Origin of the sequence: Cloacibacterium normanense (genome assembly GCF_003860565.1) — a bacterium.
Classification (GTDB): Bacteria; Bacteroidota; Bacteroidia; order Flavobacteriales; family Weeksellaceae; genus Cloacibacterium; species Cloacibacterium normanense.
Genome location: NZ_CP034157.1, coordinates 1,540,745 through 1,559,640, shown reverse-complemented (window position 1 = coordinate 1,559,640; position 18,896 = coordinate 1,540,745). Strand labels below are relative to the sequence as shown.

The window sequence follows — 18,896 nt, the reverse complement described above, 5'->3', positions numbered from 1 at the left end:
TTTAAAAGAAATCTTAATTTCTAAATGAAAAATAGCCCACTTTTATTTGTTTTGATTTTTATACTTATTTTAAGTTTAATTTTTTCTCTTGCTTCATGGTTAGAATTTTATGAAGTGGGAATTTTAAAAAATGTAGAAAATTATCCTTTTGGAGCAGAAGGTCCCGTTGCAGGATTGTGGCAATATGAAAGTGCCAAAAATTATACTATTTATAATTTAGTTTTGGGAATTTTATGGACATTTGTTTCTGTTTTGAGTTTAATTTCTATTTTTAATAAGAATCTAAAATATTCAAAATCATTGATAATATTTGCTTTTATTGTTTATGTTTTTGGAAGTATTCTTGAAAATTTATAGACCATAAAAATCCATTTCTTACCTTACATCAATTCATTCGTTTCTCAAAAATGGTAATTTTGAAGAAAATTTAGAAAATGAAAAAATTCGAAATAGGAGTTGGAATGTTTGGCGATTTGGCTTTCGATAAGGAAACCAGAAAATTTGCTGATCCTCAACAAAAATTACAGGAAATTTTAGCGGAAATAAGACTGGCAGATGAGTTAGGAATTGATGTATTTGCTTTGGGTGAACATCACCGTCCAGATTATGTGGTTTCTTCCCAGAAATGGTGCTTTCTGCAGCTGCTTCTATCACTAAAAATATTAAGTTAATGAGCGCGGTTACTGTTTTAAGTTCAGCAGAACCCGTAAAAGTGTATCAAGATTTTTCTACTTTGGATTTAATTTCTGGTGGAAGAGCCGAAATTGGCGTAGGTAGAGGAAGTTTCATTGAATCTTTTCCGCTTTTTGGTTATGATTTAGATGATTATCACGAACTTTTTGAAGAAAAATTAGATTTATTACTTAAAATAAATACTCAAGAAAACGTAACTTGGAAAGGCAAACTTCGTGCTCCTATGGAAAATCAAACGGTTTATCCTAGAGCAACGAACAACGGAAAATTACCAGTTTGGATTGCAGTTGGCGGAACTCCAGAATCGGTTTTAAGAGCTGCTAGATTAGGTTTGCCAAGACAGTTTAAACCTTTGATTGATTTTTACAAAAAAGAATATCTGAGACATGGTCACAATCCAGAAGAAATGCAAATTGGGATTCACTCTCACACTTTAGTCAGCGAAAATCCTGAGGTAATTGATGGATATTTTGAAAATTATGCCGCTCAAATGAACAGAATTGGCAGTTCTAGAGGTTGGTCTGCTTACACCAAAATGCAATATGATGGCGGCAGAAGCAAAGAAGGCGCTCTATTTATTGGAAATTCTGATGAAGTAGCTGAAAAAATCAATATGGTGAAAGAAATGTTTGGCTTAACCAGATATATCGCTCACATGGATGTTGGCGCGCCTAATCACGAGGTGATGATGAAAAGTATAGAATTATTCGGAACGAAAGTTGCTGAAAAAGTAAGATAAATTTAAAGTCATGAAAATACATCATATTGCTATTATTTGCTCTGATTATGAGGTTTCTAAAAAGTTTTACACGGAAGTTTTAGGACTGAATATTATCAGAGAAATTTACCGAGAAGAAAGACAATCTTACAAACTAGATTTGGCGATTGGTGATGATTATGTTATTGAATTATTTTCATTTCCGAATCCGCCAAAAAGACCTTCCAGGCCAGAAAGTTGTGGTTTGAGACATTTGGCTTTTGCAGTTGAAAATGTGGAAGAAAAACGAACAGAACTATTGCAAAAAGGAGTGAATTGTGAAGAAATCAAAATAGATGAATTTACTGAGAAAAAATTCTTTTTCATCGCAGATCCAGATGATTTGCCTTTAGAATTTTACGAAATGTAACTTTTCAAAATCTCAAAAGACTTATTTATTGAATTTTTAAGAAATTTTTGTGATTTATGAACAAATGTTTCTGAAACGCAAAGTTTTATTTTAACAACAATCAAACAAAGAAAGCAAAGTTTTTTCGCTTTGCGAATTTTTAAGCGTAAGCTTCAAGCGAATTATTTCGCTTCTATGCTTCCTTAAAATAGATTTAAATTTTTATCTTCTTTGCGTTTATATAAAAATAATATGTAATATTTTTGACATGAAAAAAATCTTCTTTCTCCTGATTTCCAGTTTTTCTTTTGCTCAAAACGCATCAGAAAAAGAAATCGTAAAGCCGATTGAAACCCTTTTCAATGCAATGAAATCTGCTGATTCTCTTGGAGTGAAAAACGCTTTTTCAGGTTCAGCTATTATGCAGACTTTTGGGAAAAATCAAGAAATAAGAACGGATAAAGTAGAAGATTTTGCCAAACAAGTTGGCGCATCTCAAACTGGCGATTTAGACGAAAGATTCACCATTTCTAAAATTTTGGTTGATGGAAATATGGCTTCGGTTTGGGTTCCGTATCAGTTTTATTATAAAGGTAATTTTTCGCATTGCGGAGTAAACAGTTTTCAACTCGCGAAAATCAATAATGAATGGAAAATTCAATATATCATTGATACTAGAAGAAAAAAATGTGATTAGATTTCATCTTCTGTAGCGACTTCCTCTCGGTTGTCGCTTTTTTCTTTTTTGCCTTCTTCAATCAGTTGGTTTACTTCGTGAATCTCGCCATTTTCTAAAGTTTTAATTTCCTCTTTTTGTTCATCATTTTCACGGTCAATAAAAAAACTGAATCCCAATGGAAAATGGTCTGAACCAATGCTAGGATAAGTGAAAATTTTTTTCACAAAAATCTCTTTGCTGTGATATAATAAATCAAGCGGAACTCTAAAAAACCAATGTTTGGCATGAAAAGTGGCGAAAATTCCTCTTCCAATTCTCGCATCTATGAGTTCGCTGGTTTTTCTAAATAATTGCGAAGAATATGCCCAAGCTACATTATTGAAATCTCCCGAAACCAAAACGGGAATTTTATAACTTTTCACTTTTTTGGCAATGCTTAATAAATCGCCATCTCTTTCTTTAGACGTTTTTTCTTCAGTAGGACTTGGTGGAGGAGGATGAACACCAAAAAATACAAATTCATATCCATCTTTGGTTTTTAATTTTGCTTCAATACTCGGCAAATCATCGGCAACAAAATAATGCGTTTTTACTTCTAGAATTTCCAATTTTGAGTAAAAATGCATTCCGTAAGTGTTTTCTAAAGTCACTTTTTCAGAAAATGGATAATCTTTTTCTACTACTCGCATTGCTTTTTCCCAATCCGAGTTACTCTCCATCGTAATGAAAAAATCGGGTTGTTCTTTCGCAATTAAATCAATTAATTTTTGAAATTGAGTATTGAATTGATAAACATTTACAGCAATTCCTCTTACCAATTTTGAAGCGTGTTTTGGTCTTCGATGGTCTTTGTATTTATAAAATTTAGTAAATCGAATAAGAGTAAAAATATGATAAATGATAAATCCTAATTGAAAAATTTGTAAAACAAAAAGTAAGGTCTCTCCTTTTGCCCAAAACCAAGAAATTCCAAAAACAATGACTTGTAAAATGGTGATTTGAAGCATCAAAAATTCAGGAACTCTAAAAATCCAATGCTGGTTTTTACTGAACGGTAAAACGCTCAATATCAAAAGAAAGATTGAGAGAAAACAGAGAAGTTCTATCATTTGCCTTTAAAGTTTATGCTAAATTATTCATTTTCCGTATTTTTACGCAGTAAATCTGAAAATCTAATAAAATAAAAAGTAAATTATGAAAATTGGAATTCTTGGTGGAGGCCAACTCGGAAGAATGTTCATTCAAAATGCATTAAACTACGACGATGAATTTCACGTTTTAGACCCCAACTCTGATTGTTCTTGTGCGTATATTTCACATTTTTCTCAAGGAAATTTTAATAATTATGAAGATGTTTTGGCTTTCGGTCAAGATAAAGATGTGATTTCCATAGAAATAGAACATGTAAATGTAGATGCACTTTTCGAATTGGAAAAACAAGGCAAAAAAGTGATTCCCAATGCGGAAATCATCAAAACCATTCAACAAAAAATTCTACAAAAAGAGTTTTATAAAAAACACAACATTCCAAGTCCTGATTTCGAAATTTTTGACGGAACTTCAGACGAAATTAAAATCAAATTTCCTTTCGTTCAAAAACTAAATACTGGAGGTTACGACGGAAAAGGAGTTCAAATCATCAAAAATGCCGAAGACTTAAAAAATCTTTGGACAGAAGATTCGGTTTTAGAGAATTTGGTGGATATAGACAAAGAACTTTCCATTATCATTGCTAAAAATGAAAATGGCGAAACCAAAACCTTTCCTGTGACAGAAATGGTTGCCGATGAAAAATTGAACCTTTTGGATTTCAATATTTGTCCTGCCGATATTTCATCAGAAGTTCAATCTCAAATTGATGCCATTGCCGAAAAATTCATCAAAGCGGCAAATTCTGCTGGACTTTTTGCCATCGAATTATTCCTTGATAAAAACGGAAAAGTTTGGGTAAATGAAACAGCGCCTAGATTGCACAATTCTGGTCATCAAACGCAAGAAGGAAACGCGAATTCTCAGTTCGAACAATTTTATAGAACTTTGAAAAATCTTCCTTTAGCAGATACAGATGCTTTTGGATTTTCAGGAATGCTGAATTTAGTTGGTGAACAAAACTACAGCGGAAAAGTTAAATATGAAGGTTTAGAAGAGGTTTTGAAACTTCCAAAAACTTATGTTCATCTCTACGGAAAAACAGAAACCAAACCGGGTAGAAAAATGGGACACATCAATGTTTTAGCCAATTCCAGAGAAGAATTACTAGAAAAACTGAATTATATTAAAACTTTGGTAAGAGTGATTTCTTAAATGGAAGAGTTTTAGAATGGGAGAGTTGTAGAGTTTTAAACTTTCGTCATTAATCTTCGGACTTCAGACTTCTAGCTTCAGACTTTTTAAACATTTCCTTTTTTAGGTTCATAATAAAGACTCCAGAAATAATAAGAATAGCCGCAAAAATAAATTTTGTGGTTATTTTTTCATCTAAAATCAGCCAACCTAAGAAAATGGCGATAATCGTATTCACGTAATTCAGCATTGAAATTTGTGATGGATTTACCCTTTTTAGTGCATAAAGAAACGCATAATAAGTAATCACCGAGCCGAAAACACCCAAATAAACTACGTAAGCAAATGATTCTGCACTCCATTTTTCGAAATCATAATTTTTGGTAAAAGCAAAGGCGAAAATAAGTTGAACAATTCCAGCAAAAGCAAATTGATAGAATAAATTCAATAAAATATTATCAGAATGAATCGTGATTTTTTTGGTGAAAAGTGTTCCAGAAGCCCAACCTAAAATCCCGATAAATAAAACAATAAGTCCCAATCTGTAATCAGGATTTAGCAATTCTTGTAAACCATCAGAAAAAATTAACAGAACACCACTAAAACCTAAGATTAATCCTAAAACAGATTTCAGTTTGAATTGTTCTAAACCAATGAATACACTTCCCAGAAATACAATTATCGGCGAAGTAGCAGTAAGAACCGAAGCGAGGCTGCTATTGATGTGTTTCTCGGCAATGGTTGTCATTCCGTTAGCAATGATAATCATTAATGTAGAAAGAATGATTTGAGTTTTCAGATTTTTCAAACCAATCCATTTCAGTTGTTTTTTATAGACCAAAAAACCCAACAATAAAAGTGCGGCAATGCTTTGTCTGATTCCGGTAACAAACCAAGGTGGTATGGTTTCTACAGCAATTCTAATTCCTAAATATGTAGTTCCCCAAACTATTGCAACCGTAAGAATGGCTAAAATAAGTTTGAAATCTTTTTCTGTGTTCATAATGATTTTCGCTCCACGAAGATATTCAATTCTGAACAAAGAGTCTTTCTAAATTTTTAATTTTATGAAAAAAACTTAATCTTTCACCAAAATTTTTTTCATCGCAATGGCGCAAATCTAAATTTTAAAATCTTTATGCTTTTAAGACGCAACTTTTAACTTCGTTAAAATTGAAAATTTTTGATTTTCTTGCGTCTTAAAAACGTTTTTGCTGGTAAAGTGAATTAGCGTCTTTGCGTTTTATCTTATTCACAATTTCTTTGTATTAAGCATTGATAATAATAGAAGCATTCTCTTCAAAAGGAAACGATATTTTTTTCTATCTTTGAAGGAGTAAAAATGTAAAAATGGTTTCAATTATCATGGGCAGTCAGAGCGATTTGCCAATTATGCAACAAGCTGCTGATTTTTTAAAATCTCTAGAAATTCCTTACGAACTTACCGTAGTTTCTGCGCACAGAACGCCAGAACGCATGTTTGATTTTGCAAAATCTGCCAAAAATAGAGGCGTAAAAGTCATCATTGCAGGAGCAGGAGGTGCTGCACATTTGCCAGGAATGGTGGCGAGTTGTACTACTTTGCCGGTGATTGGCGTGCCTATTTTGAGCAGCAATTCTATTGATGGTTGGGATTCTGTATTGTCTATTTTGCAAATGCCTTCAGGAATTCCTGTGGCAACTGTTGCTTTGAACGGAGCTACCAATGCTGGGATTTTAGCTGCTAAAATTCTAGGAAGTTCAGACGAAGAAATTTCTGCAAAATTAGAAATTTATCAATTGAGCCTGAAAGAAAAAGTGCTTTCTACCATCGAAGAAATCAAAAAAGAACACCCGAATTCTTACGATTAGGAGCAAGATGTTTTTTGCTTCTTTTCACGTTCAGTCCTGCTTTCGCAACTCGCTTTTTTGTTTTTTTAGATTCTTCGACTCCGCTCAGAATGACAAAAAAAACAAAAAGAGCTCAAACAATTGCTCAATCAGGGCTAGGATTTTTGTTTAGTTTCTGGAATAAAACTAAATAAATCATCGCTTTCTAATTTTTGACTTGTGATTTTTTTTCTCTTCGTATTTAGACTTAATTATGAATAATATTGGAAATGAAAAATATAAAATTAGAATAATTAAAATAAATATTGCATCACCTCGTTCCTTCTTGTTATAAATTTCTTTATTGATAATAATTTTGTTTCCTTTCTCTAATTGAATGATATCAATTGTGTTTTGTGTTTTCTTAATTCCCTCATTATATATTTTTACGTAGTCATTTTCATTTAATTGTGAAAGTAAGTTAGTATATTCCATTGTGTCTTTAGAGAAGAAAGAATATAAATTATTGTCGTTTTTTAATTTTACATAAAGAACTTTAGTTTTAGTTGGAAACGGAAATGAACGATAACTTTTACCTTGGTAAATCTTTTCTGTAAATCCAATAATATGAATATTTCCAGATGAAAGATTAAATTCGGATTTATTTTTTCTGATATTGTTTATGTGAATGCTCAATACAAAAATTAGTATTACGGGTAATATACTTGAAATAATTACCCATTTTGAATATTCTAAAATTTTTTTCATTTTAATTGTTTGTGTGAAGTTTGTCATTCCGTAGGAATCTAAATTCCAAAATTTTTAATACTATATAAAGATTTCTACGGAATGACAAAAATGCTGTTAAAATAATCTGTAAATCTGCGTAATCTGCGGGAAATAAATCTAATCTAACCACAAAACAGCTCCCTCAAATTCTCTACGCCAATACATTTCATTGTGTTTTCCGTCTTCGTCTATTTTTAGGAAAATATTTTTAGATTTCACGTTTTTAGATTTCAGATTTTCGATGACACGATTGGTTTGTGCTTCCATGTCTTCATCTTCGTGTTTTCCTTGAACAAAATAATATTTCTGATGCTTTAAATTGACTTTAGAATGGCTAATAAATGCATTCAAATCTTCAGCATTAAACCAAAAAGCAGAAGAAAAAGCCAAAACCTTCCCGAAAGTTTCAGGATATTTTACCGCGGCATAAACAGAGATTAGCGCTCCGAGTGAACTTCCACCAATCGTGGTGTGTTTTTTACAAGATTTTGTTCTGTAATTTTTATCGATATAAGGTTTCAATGTTTCCACGATAAATTTTACGTAGTTTTCTCCATTTCCGCCGTCGTATTTTGCATTTTTGAAAGGAGAAAGTTCTTCAATTCGTTTTTCGCCACCGTTATCTATTCCTATAACAATTACAGATTTTCCGGTTTTTTCGAAAATTTTGTTCAGCGTTTCATCTACTTGCCATTCTCCAGCATAAGAAGTAGCATCGTTAAAAAGATTTTGCGCATCTTGAAGATACATCACTTCATATTTTTTGCGTGAAGTTTCGTAATCTTTAGGCAAATAAATCCAAATTCTTCGTGTGGTTTTAAGTTGAGGAACGTCGAAATTTTCAGAAATAATCTTCACATTTTCTGTCGCCGTGCTTTTTCTTTCTTGACTCCATAAAAAAGTACAACTGATGATAAACAGAAAGCGAAAGAAATTTTTCATGACGAATTATTTTAAGATGCCTCGGATTTTATTGGCGTTTTTGATGAGTTCTTCCAGAAGTTCAAAATTCTCTTTTTCTAGAGCAGATTTGAATTTTCTGAGCTGTGTAATGTGTTCATTAAGAACGTCTAATACATTTTCTTTGTTTTGTTTGAAGATAGGAACCCACATTTCTGGATGAGATTTCGCCAAACGAACCGTACTCGAAAAACCAGAACTCGCCAATTGGAAAATGGTATCTTCTTCTCGCTCTTTTTCTAAAACCGTGTTTGCCAAAGCGTAAGAAGTGATGTGAGAAATGTGAGAAATGTACGCAGTGTGAACGTCATGAGCGTCTGCATTCATGTAAATCAGGTGCATTTCTAGATTTTTGGCAATATTTTCTACCAATGCTAATGCATCTTGATCAGAATCTTCACGGTCGCAAATTACGGCTGCTCTTCCTGCAAAACTTTCTTTCTGCGCAGCTTTAGGTCCAGAATTTTCGGTTCCCCACATTGGGTGAAATGCTACAAATCTTTTTCGGTTCGGGTGATTTTTGATGGCTTCTACAATTCCAGATTTGGTAGAACCGGTATCCATTACCGTTTGTTTATCGGTAATTAAATCTAGAACTTGTGGTAAAATTTTAACCGTAGCATCAACTGGAATAGCAGTGATGATAAGGTCTGCGTTTTTAACACCGTTTTCAAAATCTTCGAAACGGTCTATAATTCCTAATTCTTGGGCTTCTTGAAGGTGAATTTCTGATTTGTCAATTCCTATAAATTCTGCTCCGAAATTTTTTTCACGGAGTTTTAGGGCGATAGAACCACCAATTAAACCTACACCAATAATAGCAATCTTCATTTTGAAATTAATTTTTAGAGTTCTTTTTCCTTTTGTTTGATTTGATTAGAAATATTAAGAATATTAATAAAATTGGGAATCAACGTAGCCACTGCTACTGCAATAAAGGTTGCAAAAGATTTTCCGTTGTAATACATCATGCTGAGTACAATAATCCAAAGAATAACCAATCCTAAAAAGATTCCTAAGAAAACTTTTTGTAGTTTTTTTAATTCGGGAACACTCAGGTCTGTGTATTTTTTCTTTTGCATATTTTGTTATTTTAGCTTTTTAAGACTGATGAAATGGGCATTTTCTTTACATTTTTCAAAAGTAATTTCATAGGTAGGATTTACTTCTGGAGCGGTAAGTAAATAACTTGGACAAGGTTTTTTCTGTGCATCGCTCTTATCAAAGTTAATTTCTCCTTTGGTAATAATGCTGTCTTTCAGAAATTTTTCGTCTATTTTCAAGGTTTTCATTTCTGCTTGAAAAGCTTCAGAATAGGTGAAATCTTTCGATAAAGTTTCGGCAATTACTCTAGAATTGGGAAGATAACCGCTACAACTTACCCCTTTTTTGTTCAAAATAAAGAATACAATTAGTAATCCTGGAATTAACCCGATGAAAAAGAATTTCAGTTTTCTCATTGAATGTGATGTAAAAAGTAAGTTGAAATTTTAAAAAATTAAAAGGTTGATGTCGTGATAAGTAAGGTCGAATTTGTCGCAAATCACTTTTTTGGTATGTCTGCCTTTATACATGTAAAGCGATTGTTTCATCTCGTTTCTTTTTAAAAGCATATTTTCGAAACCACCTTCTTCGTCATAATTTAGGAGATAACTTAGGAAGAAATTGGAAATAGCTTTCGTAGTGGTTCTAGGCATTCTAGAAGATAAATTAGGTAATCCACAGTGAAGAATTTCGTGTTTAATGATGACAGGATTTTCGTGAGTGGTTACTTCTGTAGTTTCTATACAACCGCCATAATCTATGGTCAAATCTATAATTACAGAGCCTTTTTTCATGGCTTTTACCATGTCTTCTGTTACGATGAAAGGCATATTGAGTCTAGGTAATGCGCCAATCACTACATCAGCTCTCATTAATGCTTTTTTTAATTCTTTCGGGTCTATAATTGATGTAGGAACTCTACTGTCTATAAGTGTATGTAATCTTCTTAATTTAGATAAAGAATTGTCAAAAACTCTTACACTTGCACCTAAACCGATGGCTGCTTTTGTCGCAGATTCTCCTACAATTCCAGCTCCTAATACTACTACTTCTGTAGGGCGAACTCCAGTAATTCCACCGAGCATTAAACCATTTGATTTTGCCAATAATTCTGATGCGTACAAAATAGAAATTCCACCTGCGATTTCGCCAATGAGTCTGATCAGTGACAACTGACGGTATTCATCCATAATGAATTCAAAAGCGATGGCATTTACCTTTTTTTCTGCTAATTTTTTAAAATAATCTTTGTCTCTTAAGTTAATTTGAAGTGCAGAAACCAAATAAGCATTTGGTTTTAAAAATTCCATTTCTTCTTCGGTTGGCGGATTGATTTTAAGAACCAAATCTTGTCCGTACACTTCTGCTTGACTGGTTGTAATCTGTGCTCCTGCTTCAGAAAACTGTAAATCGGTGAAAAAAGAACCTTCACCAGCGCCAGCTTCTAAAATAATATCATGACCATGTTCTACCAAAACTTGTACTGCATCTGGAGTAATACACAGTCTTTTTTCGTGTAAACAGGTTTCTTTTGGGATACCAATGCTAAATTTTTTTCCTTTTTTTAGAACTTCTAATTTTTCCTCTTTAGGAATGAGTTGTTCTTCAGTAAAAGGTGTAAATATGGTAGAACTCATTGTTTTAAATTTTAATCTACAAAGATAGCGAAAAATGGGATAGGTAAAACCTTAGAAATCATGGATTCTTTCTAAGGAAAATTTTAGTGGAAAACAATTTCTCTATAATCTCCATGATTGGTAATTGTCATTTCATGATGAGGTAAATCTGCCAATTCTTCTTCATAGATTTCTGGCCATTCTATAATGCAGAGAAAAGCATTGTCTAGATATTCTTCAATCCCAAAATCATAAGCTTCTTCTATTTTTTTGAGTCGATAAAGATCAAAATGAAAAACTTTTCCTTTTGGTGAATGGTATTCGTTTACAATAGCGTAAGTTGGCGAAGAAACTTCGTCTGTGCTTCCTAAACTTTTCATCAAAAACTGAGAAAATGTGGTTTTACCAGCGCCTAAGTTTCCTTTAAGCAAAAGAATATTGTGTTGCAAATTGGGCAAAATTTCATCTACTACTTTTTGCCAATCTTCAATTTTTTCTATTTGGAATGTTTGAGACATGTTTTTTGAAAATTTTTTCAAAAATACGGAATTGTTATGGTGTAAAAAAGCGGAAAAAATCTACAGATTTTTTCCGCTCCATGCCTAAGTATAATAAACTATGAAAAAACTACTTAGGTTCTAAAATACTGATAGGTATAATGATTTCTTCTAGTGAAATTCCGCCATGTTGATACGTGTCTTTGTAATAATTGACAAAGTGGTTGTAATTTTTTGGGTACGCCAAAAAGATGTTGTTTTTCGCAAAAATATATTTGCTGCTGAGATTTCCTTTAGGTAAAAACAATTTTTCTGGATTCGTAATTGCCCAAACATCTTTTTCGTCATAAGTAAGTGATTTTCCTGTTTTATAACGAATGTTGGTGCTGGTTTCTCTATCGCCTACAACTTGCGAAGGTTTTTTCACATAAACCATTCCGTGGTCAGTCGTAATCACGAGTTTAAATCCTTGTTCCGCAGCAAGTTTAATAATTTTTAAAATTGAAGAATTTTCAAACCAATTTACAGTAAGACTTCTGAAAGTTTTGTCGTCTCTAATCAATTGGTCTACAATGTGATTGTCTGTTTTGGCATGCGAAAGAATATCGATGAAATTATAGACAATCACCAGTAAATCATTGTTTTTATGTTGGTTAAAATCATCTAAAATCTTGCGTTCAAAATCTGCATTCAGAACTTTCAAATATTTCATGGACTTGTTTTGTAGTCCAATTCTTTTCATTTGGTCTTCTAAAAATTCGCGTTCGTGCTCGTTTTTATTGCCTTCTTCGTTGTCATTAAACCACTTGTCTGGAAAACGTTTTTCGATTTCCGAAGGCATTAAACCTGCGAAAAATGAATTTCTGGCATATTGAGTGGCAGTAGGTAAAATGCTGAAATATTCGTCTTCTGAAACCTTGTTGTAAAACCTTGCGAAAAGCGGTTCTATCACTTTCCATTGGTCATATCTCAAATTATCAACCATCAGAAGTAAAACTTTGTCTTTTTCTAAAACGGGTTTTACTTTTTCCTTAAAAGCAGTGTGAGACATAATCGGTTTTTCTGTGCTGTGAAGCCATTCTTCATAATTTTTTTCTATAAATTTAGAAAACTGAATGTTGGCTTCTTCTTTTTGAGATTGTAATAAATCTGCAAACTCATTGTCAAAAACTTTATCGAATTTGATTTCCCAATTCAAGATTTTCTTATAATATTCTGCCCATTCTTGAAAAGTGTTTACATAGCTGAGTTCCATCGAAAGATTACGAAAACCTTGTTGATATTCTAATTTGGTTTTTTGCTCTACCAAATCGTCTTCTTGAAGATTTTTCTTCAGCGAAAGCAAAACCTGATTGGGATTTACCGGTTTTAGAATGTAATCAGAAATCTGCGAACCGATGGCTTGTTCCATGATGTGTTCTTCTTCGTTTTTGGTCACCATCACGATTTTTATAGAAGAATCTAAATCCTTAAGCATAGGAATGGCTTCCAGACCAGAAATTCCAGGCATGTTTTCGTCTAAAAGTGCGAGTTGAAATTTTTCGTTTTCTATCAATTCTAGCGCTTCGTTCACATTGTTAACTGGCGTTACGTTATAGCCTTTGTTTTCTAGAAAAACGATATGTGGTTTGAGTAAATCTACTTCATCATCAATCCAAATTATTTTTGACATAAATTATTTTTTAGGTTAAGATATAGGTTGAGGTAAAGGATAAGGTTAAGAAGTTATAAGTTTCATCTTGCAACTTCTGACTTCCTACTCCAAATTATCTCTCCCAAAAATACGCCAAAACTGTCTTAAATATTGTATAAAATAATTGGAATATGGTTAAAAATCTGTTAAACTGAAAATGAGTCTTGAGTTTACTGATAAAGCTGAGGTTCTTTTATGCCTTGAGAAATTAAAACTGTTTTATTCATTTCAAAATGAGCTTTTGTCCTTTTATTTAAGTATTTTTTTTATAAAAACAACCTTTCAAAGCATCAATAACTCAATTTTTAGCACTCCAATTTTAAGCATTTTTAATCTTACCTAAAAAAACAAACCTCTCTAAAATTGCTTCTAAAGAGGTCTAAATAAATGTTTTTGAAAACTATTTTCTAAAAAAAAGGAGTTGTGCAACAGCTACCTATGTTAAGCGACGTTTTTTTTAATATTTTATTTTTTTGTCTTTATTATACTTTTTATCCAATTCATATAAAATTCTGTCTGAAATATGAAAATCAATATTCTTTTCTTCACAGATTGATTTAAGTTCTTTTAAGTATTTAATGTAAGTTTCAATTTGCTTTTCAATTGATGAATAATAACTCGGTAAACTTTCTCCATAAATAAATCTATAAACTCTTTGATCAATAATTTGATAAATATTGGGGTTTTTGAATCTCAATATTGTTGAAGCCATTGCTAATTGAACACCTTTTCTGTTTAGCAATTTCCCCAAAACTTCTATAGTTAAATTTTCATTCAGAATTTTTTCATTTTTATCTATTTTATTGAGAAGATTTAGCGTTTCAGAATCAAAATTAGAATATCTATTTACTTTCCACAAAACAATTTCATTTATAATTTCTTGCGTAAAATCAGAGTCAATTTCATCCAATTTTGAAGTTAATTCCGGTTGAAAGTTATATTCCAAATTCAAAAAATCATCATCGTTTAAAATTAAATTAGAGATTGTATTCATTATTTAATTCGGTTTCTGTTATTTTGTTTACGTTTATTAGATACTCTGTTTTAATTTGTAAAGATTCTATAATCTCTACAATTTTTTTAACATTTAAATCATCAACAGACTTCAGTAATTCAAGATTAAAACTGAATTCATCATTTTCTTCAAAAGCATCATCAGAATCTCTTAACTCTCCAAACATACAAAGATTTAAAGCGTTAGTAAATAATATCTGCTCTGTTTCTATTAAATTTTGCACTGATTTAATCAAATGATTACGATAATTCATTTTTTGAAAATTTTCTTTATTGACAGAAGTTTGGATAAAATGTCGCCTAACGTTCGCGCGGATTTGCGAAGTCTCGAGAAGGAAGTTTACTTCCGTTCTTGGGATTTTGCAAATTCATAGTGCAAGTTGCACTACTCAAATATACTAAAACTTTTATAAAAACCATATTGTACAACATGAAAAAACACCATTATAAGCGCTCTAAATTTTAACATTTTAAAAACAAACCTCTCTAAAATTGCTTCTAAAGAGGTCTAAATATTATGTTTTTCAAAACTATTTTCTAAAAAAAAAGGAGTTGTGCAACAGCTACCTAAGTTAGCGGTAGGTTTTCTGTCTTTCGAGTTAGCAACCACATTCACCATAAAATGTCTTTGTAACTGTTTTGCCTTTTTTATTTGTCAGTTTAATTGTCCCTGTTTTTAGCCAAGTTTCGTCACCATTTTGTATTCCGTCTCTAGATTCAATTGTCATTTCGTAATGGTCACTTTTGTATTTTGCTTTTACGTTTAATGAATCAACTTCTTTAAAGTCAGTTTGGGTGAACTTTGTCAGAACGCCATTGATTTTTAAAAATGAAGTCTGAGCGTAATCATTCATATAAATGTATTCACCTTTTTTAAATTCTGTCGAGTCGTTAGAAAAATAACAAGAACAACCGTCAATTTCGGGTGGAAAAGTCGAAAACGTGTCAATGGACAATGTGAGTTCGTCAGGTTTTATGCTGGTCGTTTGTGTTGCACTTTTGTCGGAATTTCTTTGTCCGCAAGCAAACAAAAATGTCAGCGTAACTGCTGTCAAAAATGTCGGAAGAGAGTTGTTTTTTAATTTCATTTTCGTTTTGTTGTGTCGTCCGTAAAACTTACCGCTAACGCTTCGGCGGATTTGCGAAGTCCCGAGAAGGAAGTTTACTTCCGTTCGTGGGATTTTGCAAATTCATAGTGCAAGTTGCACTACTCAAATTTACTAAAACTTTTATAAAAACCATGCTTTACAACTTCAATAACTCCATTGTAAGCGCTCTAAATTTTAACATTTTAAAAACAAACCTCTCTAAAATTGCTTCTAAAGAGGTCAAAATATATGTTTTTGAAAACTATTTTCTAAAAAAAAGGAGTTGTGCAACAGTTACCTATGTTATCGGCAGTTTCTATAATTTAATTTTGAATCTAATCTTCTCCTTTTGGATAAGGAACTTTAATCCATTTATTATTTTTAAATTGATATGCTTGATAATAAACTTTTTGGTTGTCAGGATAATCATATGCAAATTTTACTGCAACAATTTTATCAACATAGTTTATAAAACTTAAAAATAGAGTGTTATAATTTTTAACATCATTAAGTTTAGTTAAGGTTAATTCTTTACTTTTATTATTTATTGGGAAAAAATAAAATTGTGTTGTTTTATCCCTTTCTTTATATGTTCCTTTTAATTCTTTTTTAACATCATCTATTAAAACTTTAGAATCATCAAAATAAGTGTATTCTATCTTCTCATCAAATGTTTCAAAATCATCTCCATCAGTTACAAAATCGTTAATTAACTCTAGAAAAGGAATCATATTTTTTTTATATTTCTTTTGAATAAAATGTATGTTTTCTAAACTCCAAAAATTAATTTGATTAAATGCTGGATTTTGACCATCAGTTTCACAAATATGTTTGTTGAATAAAATTGTTCCATAACCATAGTCTCTAGTCAATATGCAGTTAGAATTAAAGTAAAAAACAAGATTGTTTTCTTTTAGTTTTGTGAAATCTATATCTTTCACAATTAGCTTTATTAGATTATTATATTCTACATCTTCAAAATTTTGTAATATTTCCTTTCTTCTTTTTCTTCCTTCTTCCTGAATCCTTCTTTCATATCTTTCAGGCAAAGACAAAGTATCTTTTGCACTTTGACAAAAAATTTCTGTATAAGAAATTAGTAAAATAAGTATAAAAATTATTTTATTCATTTTTTAATTTTTGTTATATTATTTTTAAATTTTATTATCTTAAATTATAAAATTCTCTTTCATTAACTAATTTCCATTTTAATTTTTGATAATTTGGATATTTCTTTATGTTAATTACAAATTTTGGATTTGCTCCACAAGTGCCAAATCTTCTTTCACAATCTACAATATAATTTTTGCCACTTGTATAGAATATCGTATCGCCAATAATTTTTGATTTCATCACTTCAGGATTTGGCACACTTCCACAACAATCTCCTTTTACAAATCCCAAACTGAAAGTTGCTATATTATTATCTACTTTTGTCCATTTTGTTGAAGGTATAAAGTCAATGTTTCCAAAAGTAAAATAATAATCTGGACTTGTTGTTTCAATTATTTTTGATTTACAAGAAGTTAACAATAGTATAAGGAGTAAAAAAAAATAATTTTTCATTCTTTTAATAGGATTTTTTTTGAAATTGCCGATAACGGTTTACGGCTTTGCGAAGGAGCGGAATAGAAAGACGGAACTTTCAACTTTGCACCAACGTAGCAAAACCATTTTTTCTTTTTGCTAAATTACAAAAAAGAGCAAAAGAAAAATGGTTTTTGCGGATTAAAACGTACAAACCTTTCAATTTAGACTTAAACCCGCTCTTTTGCAAAACCGATGTTAGCAGCTGGGCTTGTTTTTTTGAGGGTAAATTCCCTTTTTATTTGTTTTTATGGTTTTTATTTGTATTTTTGCGAGGGTAAATTCCCTTAATTTTTAAAATATGAATATTGAAAGTTTATTAAATTCGATATTTTCAGACACAAATTACAATATTAAGGATGTTTTTGAACAAAAGCTATCTGAATATAATTTAAGTAAGACAAAGGCTTTAAAACTTCTAAATATTGACAAAGATGTTTTTGATGAAATTCTTAATGGTACTGCAAAGCAACCAAACTTAATTCATATTGTTAAGATTGCAGAGTTTTTAGGGTTTGAAGTAAATAGTTTCATAAACATAGTCTTAAAAAATCAAAGTTCTGAAAACATTTCAGCTATTGATAGTGCAAGAAAGGCGACTTTTATAGTTAAGAATTTTGATGTAAAAGCTCTTACTAAACTTGGTTTTTTTGATTCTAATTACACAACAGAAGAACTTGTAAATAAAGTTTTAAATTACTTTGGTTATTCTACTATTAACGATTTTGAAGAGCAATTAGATGAACCTCTGTATAGCAGAGTCAAAAAAAATCATTCAGATAAGATGAAAGATTTTTGGATAAAATCTGCTTATCAAACTTTTAAAATAATAAATAACCCTAATGAGTATAATCGGGAAAGATTAAAAGATTTGATTGTCAAAATTAAACCTTATAGTCAAGATGTAGGAAATGGGCTACTAACTGTTTGTAGAGCTTTATACAATATTGGAGTTACGGTTATTTTTCAGAATTATTTAACTACAACACAAGTTCGAGGAGCGACATTCATTATTGATGACAAACCTTGTATAGTGATAACGGATTTTAATAAAAATTATCCGACTTTATGGTTTACCTTGTTACACGAGCTAAATCACGTTTTATTTGATTATGATACAATTGAGAAAAGCAGTTATCATTTGTCAGATGATAATGATTTATTTTTGATAGAAGACCAAGCCAATGCTTTTGCAAGGAATTTTTTTCTATCAGAGGAAAAATTTCAGTACATAAAAAAATACATTAATAACCCATATTTGGTTTCAAAATTTGCGAATGAAATTGAAGTACATCCATCAATTGTTTATACATTTTTTACTTGGTATCAAAAAGAACTTTATGGTAAAAATTATCACGCTGCCTTTAAACAATTTTATCCCGATTACAGTAACGCAATTGCAAAATTAAATCCAATAACTTGGAACGAATTAAGTATTAAAGAAGCAAGTGAAAAAATAAAATCAGTTTTAGAACTAAATTAATTTGAATTATTATGGCAAAAAAAGATATAAAAAAACAGGAGGGACTTTCTCAATCCGATTTAGAAAGATTAGAACTTTTGCAAAAAGCTAACGAAAAGACAGGAAAACAGTTGACTATCAATTCTGAAACTGGTAATCTTGAAGAATTTGATGAGTTAAGACAACTTGTAGGAAAAGAATTTGAAAATCCCGAAGAAAAATACCAGTTGTATTATAATGGAATTAGAAAATTATTGATGGATTTTCTGCCTAAAGGTAAAGATTATAAACAGTTGCGTGATATTATTTACGATGAGAAAAATGTTTTTCTGAATTTGGGTAAAAAGAAATCTGATAATAACGGAATACGAAAGTCAGACGGAAGAATGACTTACCAACCAGTGATGAATGAAATTTTAGAGGTTATTATAAAGTGGATAGGTGAATCTCAAAACCCATTCGATTTATACAAGGATTTTTATGAGTTGAATGAGAAACACGGATATGGACACGAGCAATATGACGACAGTACAACGAGTGTTGCTAAAGCAATGTTGTCGTTAAGTAACAAATGAT

Annotated in this window: 24 protein-coding genes; 9 read left to right on the top strand and 15 right to left on the bottom strand. The window is 31.1% G+C overall.

What is annotated here, in order from left to right; all coding sequences use genetic code 11:
* Window positions 1–24: 24 nt before the first annotated feature.
* From EB819_RS07195 to EB819_RS07180, 5 genes are all read left to right on the top strand, one after another.
* Window positions 25–357 carry a hypothetical protein gene (locus EB819_RS07195; protein WP_069796987.1) on the top strand — a complete coding sequence of 111 codons (333 nt, stop codon included), beginning with the start codon at window positions 25–27 and terminating at the stop codon, window positions 355–357.
* A 77-nt stretch (window positions 358–434) separates the two neighbouring features.
* On the top strand, window positions 435–671 hold the full coding sequence (locus EB819_RS12960; protein WP_317126154.1) for a hypothetical protein: 237 nt from the start codon (window positions 435–437) through the stop codon (window positions 669–671).
* Window positions 671–1,432 carry an LLM class flavin-dependent oxidoreductase gene (locus EB819_RS07190; protein ID WP_317126153.1) on the top strand — a complete coding sequence of 254 codons (762 nt, stop codon included), beginning with the start codon at window positions 671–673 and terminating at the stop codon, window positions 1,430–1,432. Before EB819_RS12960 ends, EB819_RS07190 begins: the two co-directional genes overlap by 1 nt.
* 10 nt (window positions 1,433–1,442) lie before the next feature.
* Window positions 1,443–1,820: an SMU1112c/YaeR family gloxylase I-like metalloprotein gene (gene gloA2, locus EB819_RS07185; RefSeq protein WP_069796985.1), complete on the top strand. Its 378-nt coding sequence runs from the start codon at window positions 1,443–1,445 to the stop codon at window positions 1,818–1,820.
* Between the two features lie 247 nt (window positions 1,821–2,067).
* Window positions 2,068–2,496: a nuclear transport factor 2 family protein gene (locus EB819_RS07180; protein ID WP_069796983.1), complete on the top strand. Its 429-nt coding sequence runs from the start codon at window positions 2,068–2,070 to the stop codon at window positions 2,494–2,496.
* Here the strand turns inward: EB819_RS07180 and EB819_RS07175 are convergent.
* Complete coding sequence (locus EB819_RS07175) at window positions 2,493–3,545, bottom strand: endonuclease/exonuclease/phosphatase family protein (RefSeq protein ID WP_245993098.1); 1,053 nt, start codon at window positions 3,543–3,545, stop codon at window positions 2,493–2,495. The genes EB819_RS07180 and EB819_RS07175 overlap by 4 nt on opposite strands.
* A gap of 127 nt (window positions 3,546–3,672) precedes the next feature.
* Here EB819_RS07175 and EB819_RS07170 point away from each other — a divergent pair, with 127 nt between their 5' ends.
* Window positions 3,673–4,782 carry a 5-(carboxyamino)imidazole ribonucleotide synthase gene (locus tag EB819_RS07170; protein ID WP_069796979.1) on the top strand — a complete coding sequence of 370 codons (1,110 nt, stop codon included), beginning with the start codon at window positions 3,673–3,675 and terminating at the stop codon, window positions 4,780–4,782.
* A gap of 49 nt (window positions 4,783–4,831) precedes the next feature.
* On the opposite strand, the gene EB819_RS07165 is transcribed toward EB819_RS07170, so the two are convergent.
* Window positions 4,832–5,764 (bottom strand): DMT family transporter, encoded by a 933-nt coding sequence (locus EB819_RS07165; RefSeq protein WP_069797072.1) that lies wholly within the window; start codon window positions 5,762–5,764, stop codon window positions 4,832–4,834.
* Between the two features lie 347 nt (window positions 5,765–6,111).
* Between EB819_RS07165 and purE the strand changes: the two genes are divergently transcribed.
* Entirely contained in the window at window positions 6,112–6,612 is a 501-nt protein-coding gene (purE, locus tag EB819_RS07160) for a 5-(carboxyamino)imidazole ribonucleotide mutase (protein ID WP_069796977.1), read from the top strand.
* 174 nt (window positions 6,613–6,786) lie between these two features.
* On the opposite strand, the gene EB819_RS07155 is transcribed toward purE, so the two are convergent.
* The 13 genes from EB819_RS07155 to EB819_RS07095 form a co-directional block, all read right to left on the bottom strand.
* The gene (locus tag EB819_RS07155) at window positions 6,787–7,338 is read right to left on the bottom strand and encodes a hypothetical protein (RefSeq protein WP_124878698.1); all 552 of its coding nucleotides are present in this window, start codon (window positions 7,336–7,338) and stop codon (window positions 6,787–6,789) included.
* 138 nt (window positions 7,339–7,476) lie between these two features.
* The gene (locus tag EB819_RS07150) at window positions 7,477–8,301 is read right to left on the bottom strand and encodes an alpha/beta hydrolase (protein ID WP_069796973.1); all 825 of its coding nucleotides are present in this window, start codon (window positions 8,299–8,301) and stop codon (window positions 7,477–7,479) included.
* A 6-nt stretch (window positions 8,302–8,307) separates the two neighbouring features.
* A complete protein-coding gene (locus EB819_RS07145) occupies window positions 8,308–9,150 on the bottom strand; it encodes a prephenate dehydrogenase (RefSeq protein WP_069796971.1) in 843 nt (280 codons plus the stop codon).
* Window positions 9,151–9,164: 14 nt separating this feature from the next.
* Window positions 9,165–9,401, bottom strand: a complete 237-nt coding sequence (locus EB819_RS07140) for a hypothetical protein (RefSeq protein ID WP_069796970.1) — start codon at window positions 9,399–9,401, stop codon at window positions 9,165–9,167.
* A gap of 6 nt (window positions 9,402–9,407) precedes the next feature.
* Complete coding sequence (locus EB819_RS07135) at window positions 9,408–9,779, bottom strand: hypothetical protein (RefSeq protein WP_069796967.1); 372 nt, start codon at window positions 9,777–9,779, stop codon at window positions 9,408–9,410.
* A 30-nt stretch (window positions 9,780–9,809) separates the two neighbouring features.
* On the bottom strand, window positions 9,810–11,000 hold the full coding sequence (locus tag EB819_RS07130) for an alanine dehydrogenase (protein WP_069796965.1): 1,191 nt from the start codon (window positions 10,998–11,000) through the stop codon (window positions 9,810–9,812).
* Window positions 11,001–11,083: 83 nt separating this feature from the next.
* Complete coding sequence (gene tsaE / locus EB819_RS07125) at window positions 11,084–11,497, bottom strand: tRNA (adenosine(37)-N6)-threonylcarbamoyltransferase complex ATPase subunit type 1 TsaE (protein WP_069796963.1); 414 nt, start codon at window positions 11,495–11,497, stop codon at window positions 11,084–11,086.
* A gap of 109 nt (window positions 11,498–11,606) precedes the next feature.
* The gene (gene porX, locus EB819_RS07120; protein ID WP_069796961.1) at window positions 11,607–13,148 is read right to left on the bottom strand and encodes a T9SS response regulator signal transducer PorX; all 1,542 of its coding nucleotides are present in this window, start codon (window positions 13,146–13,148) and stop codon (window positions 11,607–11,609) included.
* Window positions 13,149–13,626: 478 nt separating this feature from the next.
* Window positions 13,627–14,163, bottom strand: coding sequence for a hypothetical protein (locus tag EB819_RS07115; RefSeq protein ID WP_069796959.1), 537 nt, complete (start codon window positions 14,161–14,163; stop codon window positions 13,627–13,629).
* Window positions 14,147–14,437 carry a hypothetical protein gene (locus tag EB819_RS07110; RefSeq protein ID WP_069796957.1) on the bottom strand — a complete coding sequence of 97 codons (291 nt, stop codon included), beginning with the start codon at window positions 14,435–14,437 and terminating at the stop codon, window positions 14,147–14,149. The genes EB819_RS07115 and EB819_RS07110 overlap by 17 nt, the downstream gene beginning before the upstream one ends.
* A gap of 345 nt (window positions 14,438–14,782) precedes the next feature.
* Window positions 14,783–15,271: a hypothetical protein gene (locus EB819_RS07105; protein ID WP_069796955.1), complete on the bottom strand. Its 489-nt coding sequence runs from the start codon at window positions 15,269–15,271 to the stop codon at window positions 14,783–14,785.
* 335 nt (window positions 15,272–15,606) lie between these two features.
* Window positions 15,607–16,401: a hypothetical protein gene (locus EB819_RS07100; RefSeq protein WP_069796953.1), complete on the bottom strand. Its 795-nt coding sequence runs from the start codon at window positions 16,399–16,401 to the stop codon at window positions 15,607–15,609.
* A 34-nt stretch (window positions 16,402–16,435) separates the two neighbouring features.
* A complete protein-coding gene (locus EB819_RS07095) occupies window positions 16,436–16,837 on the bottom strand; it encodes a hypothetical protein (protein ID WP_069796951.1) in 402 nt (133 codons plus the stop codon).
* Between the two features lie 322 nt (window positions 16,838–17,159).
* On the opposite strand from EB819_RS07095, the gene EB819_RS07090 reads away from it, so the two are divergent.
* Both EB819_RS07090 and EB819_RS07085 read left to right on the top strand, forming a co-directional pair.
* Window positions 17,160–18,341 (top strand): ImmA/IrrE family metallo-endopeptidase, encoded by a 1,182-nt coding sequence (locus EB819_RS07090; RefSeq protein WP_069796949.1) that lies wholly within the window; start codon window positions 17,160–17,162, stop codon window positions 18,339–18,341.
* A gap of 11 nt (window positions 18,342–18,352) precedes the next feature.
* Window positions 18,353–18,895: a hypothetical protein gene (locus tag EB819_RS07085; protein ID WP_069796947.1), complete on the top strand. Its 543-nt coding sequence runs from the start codon at window positions 18,353–18,355 to the stop codon at window positions 18,893–18,895.
* Window position 18,896 lies beyond the last annotated feature (1 nt).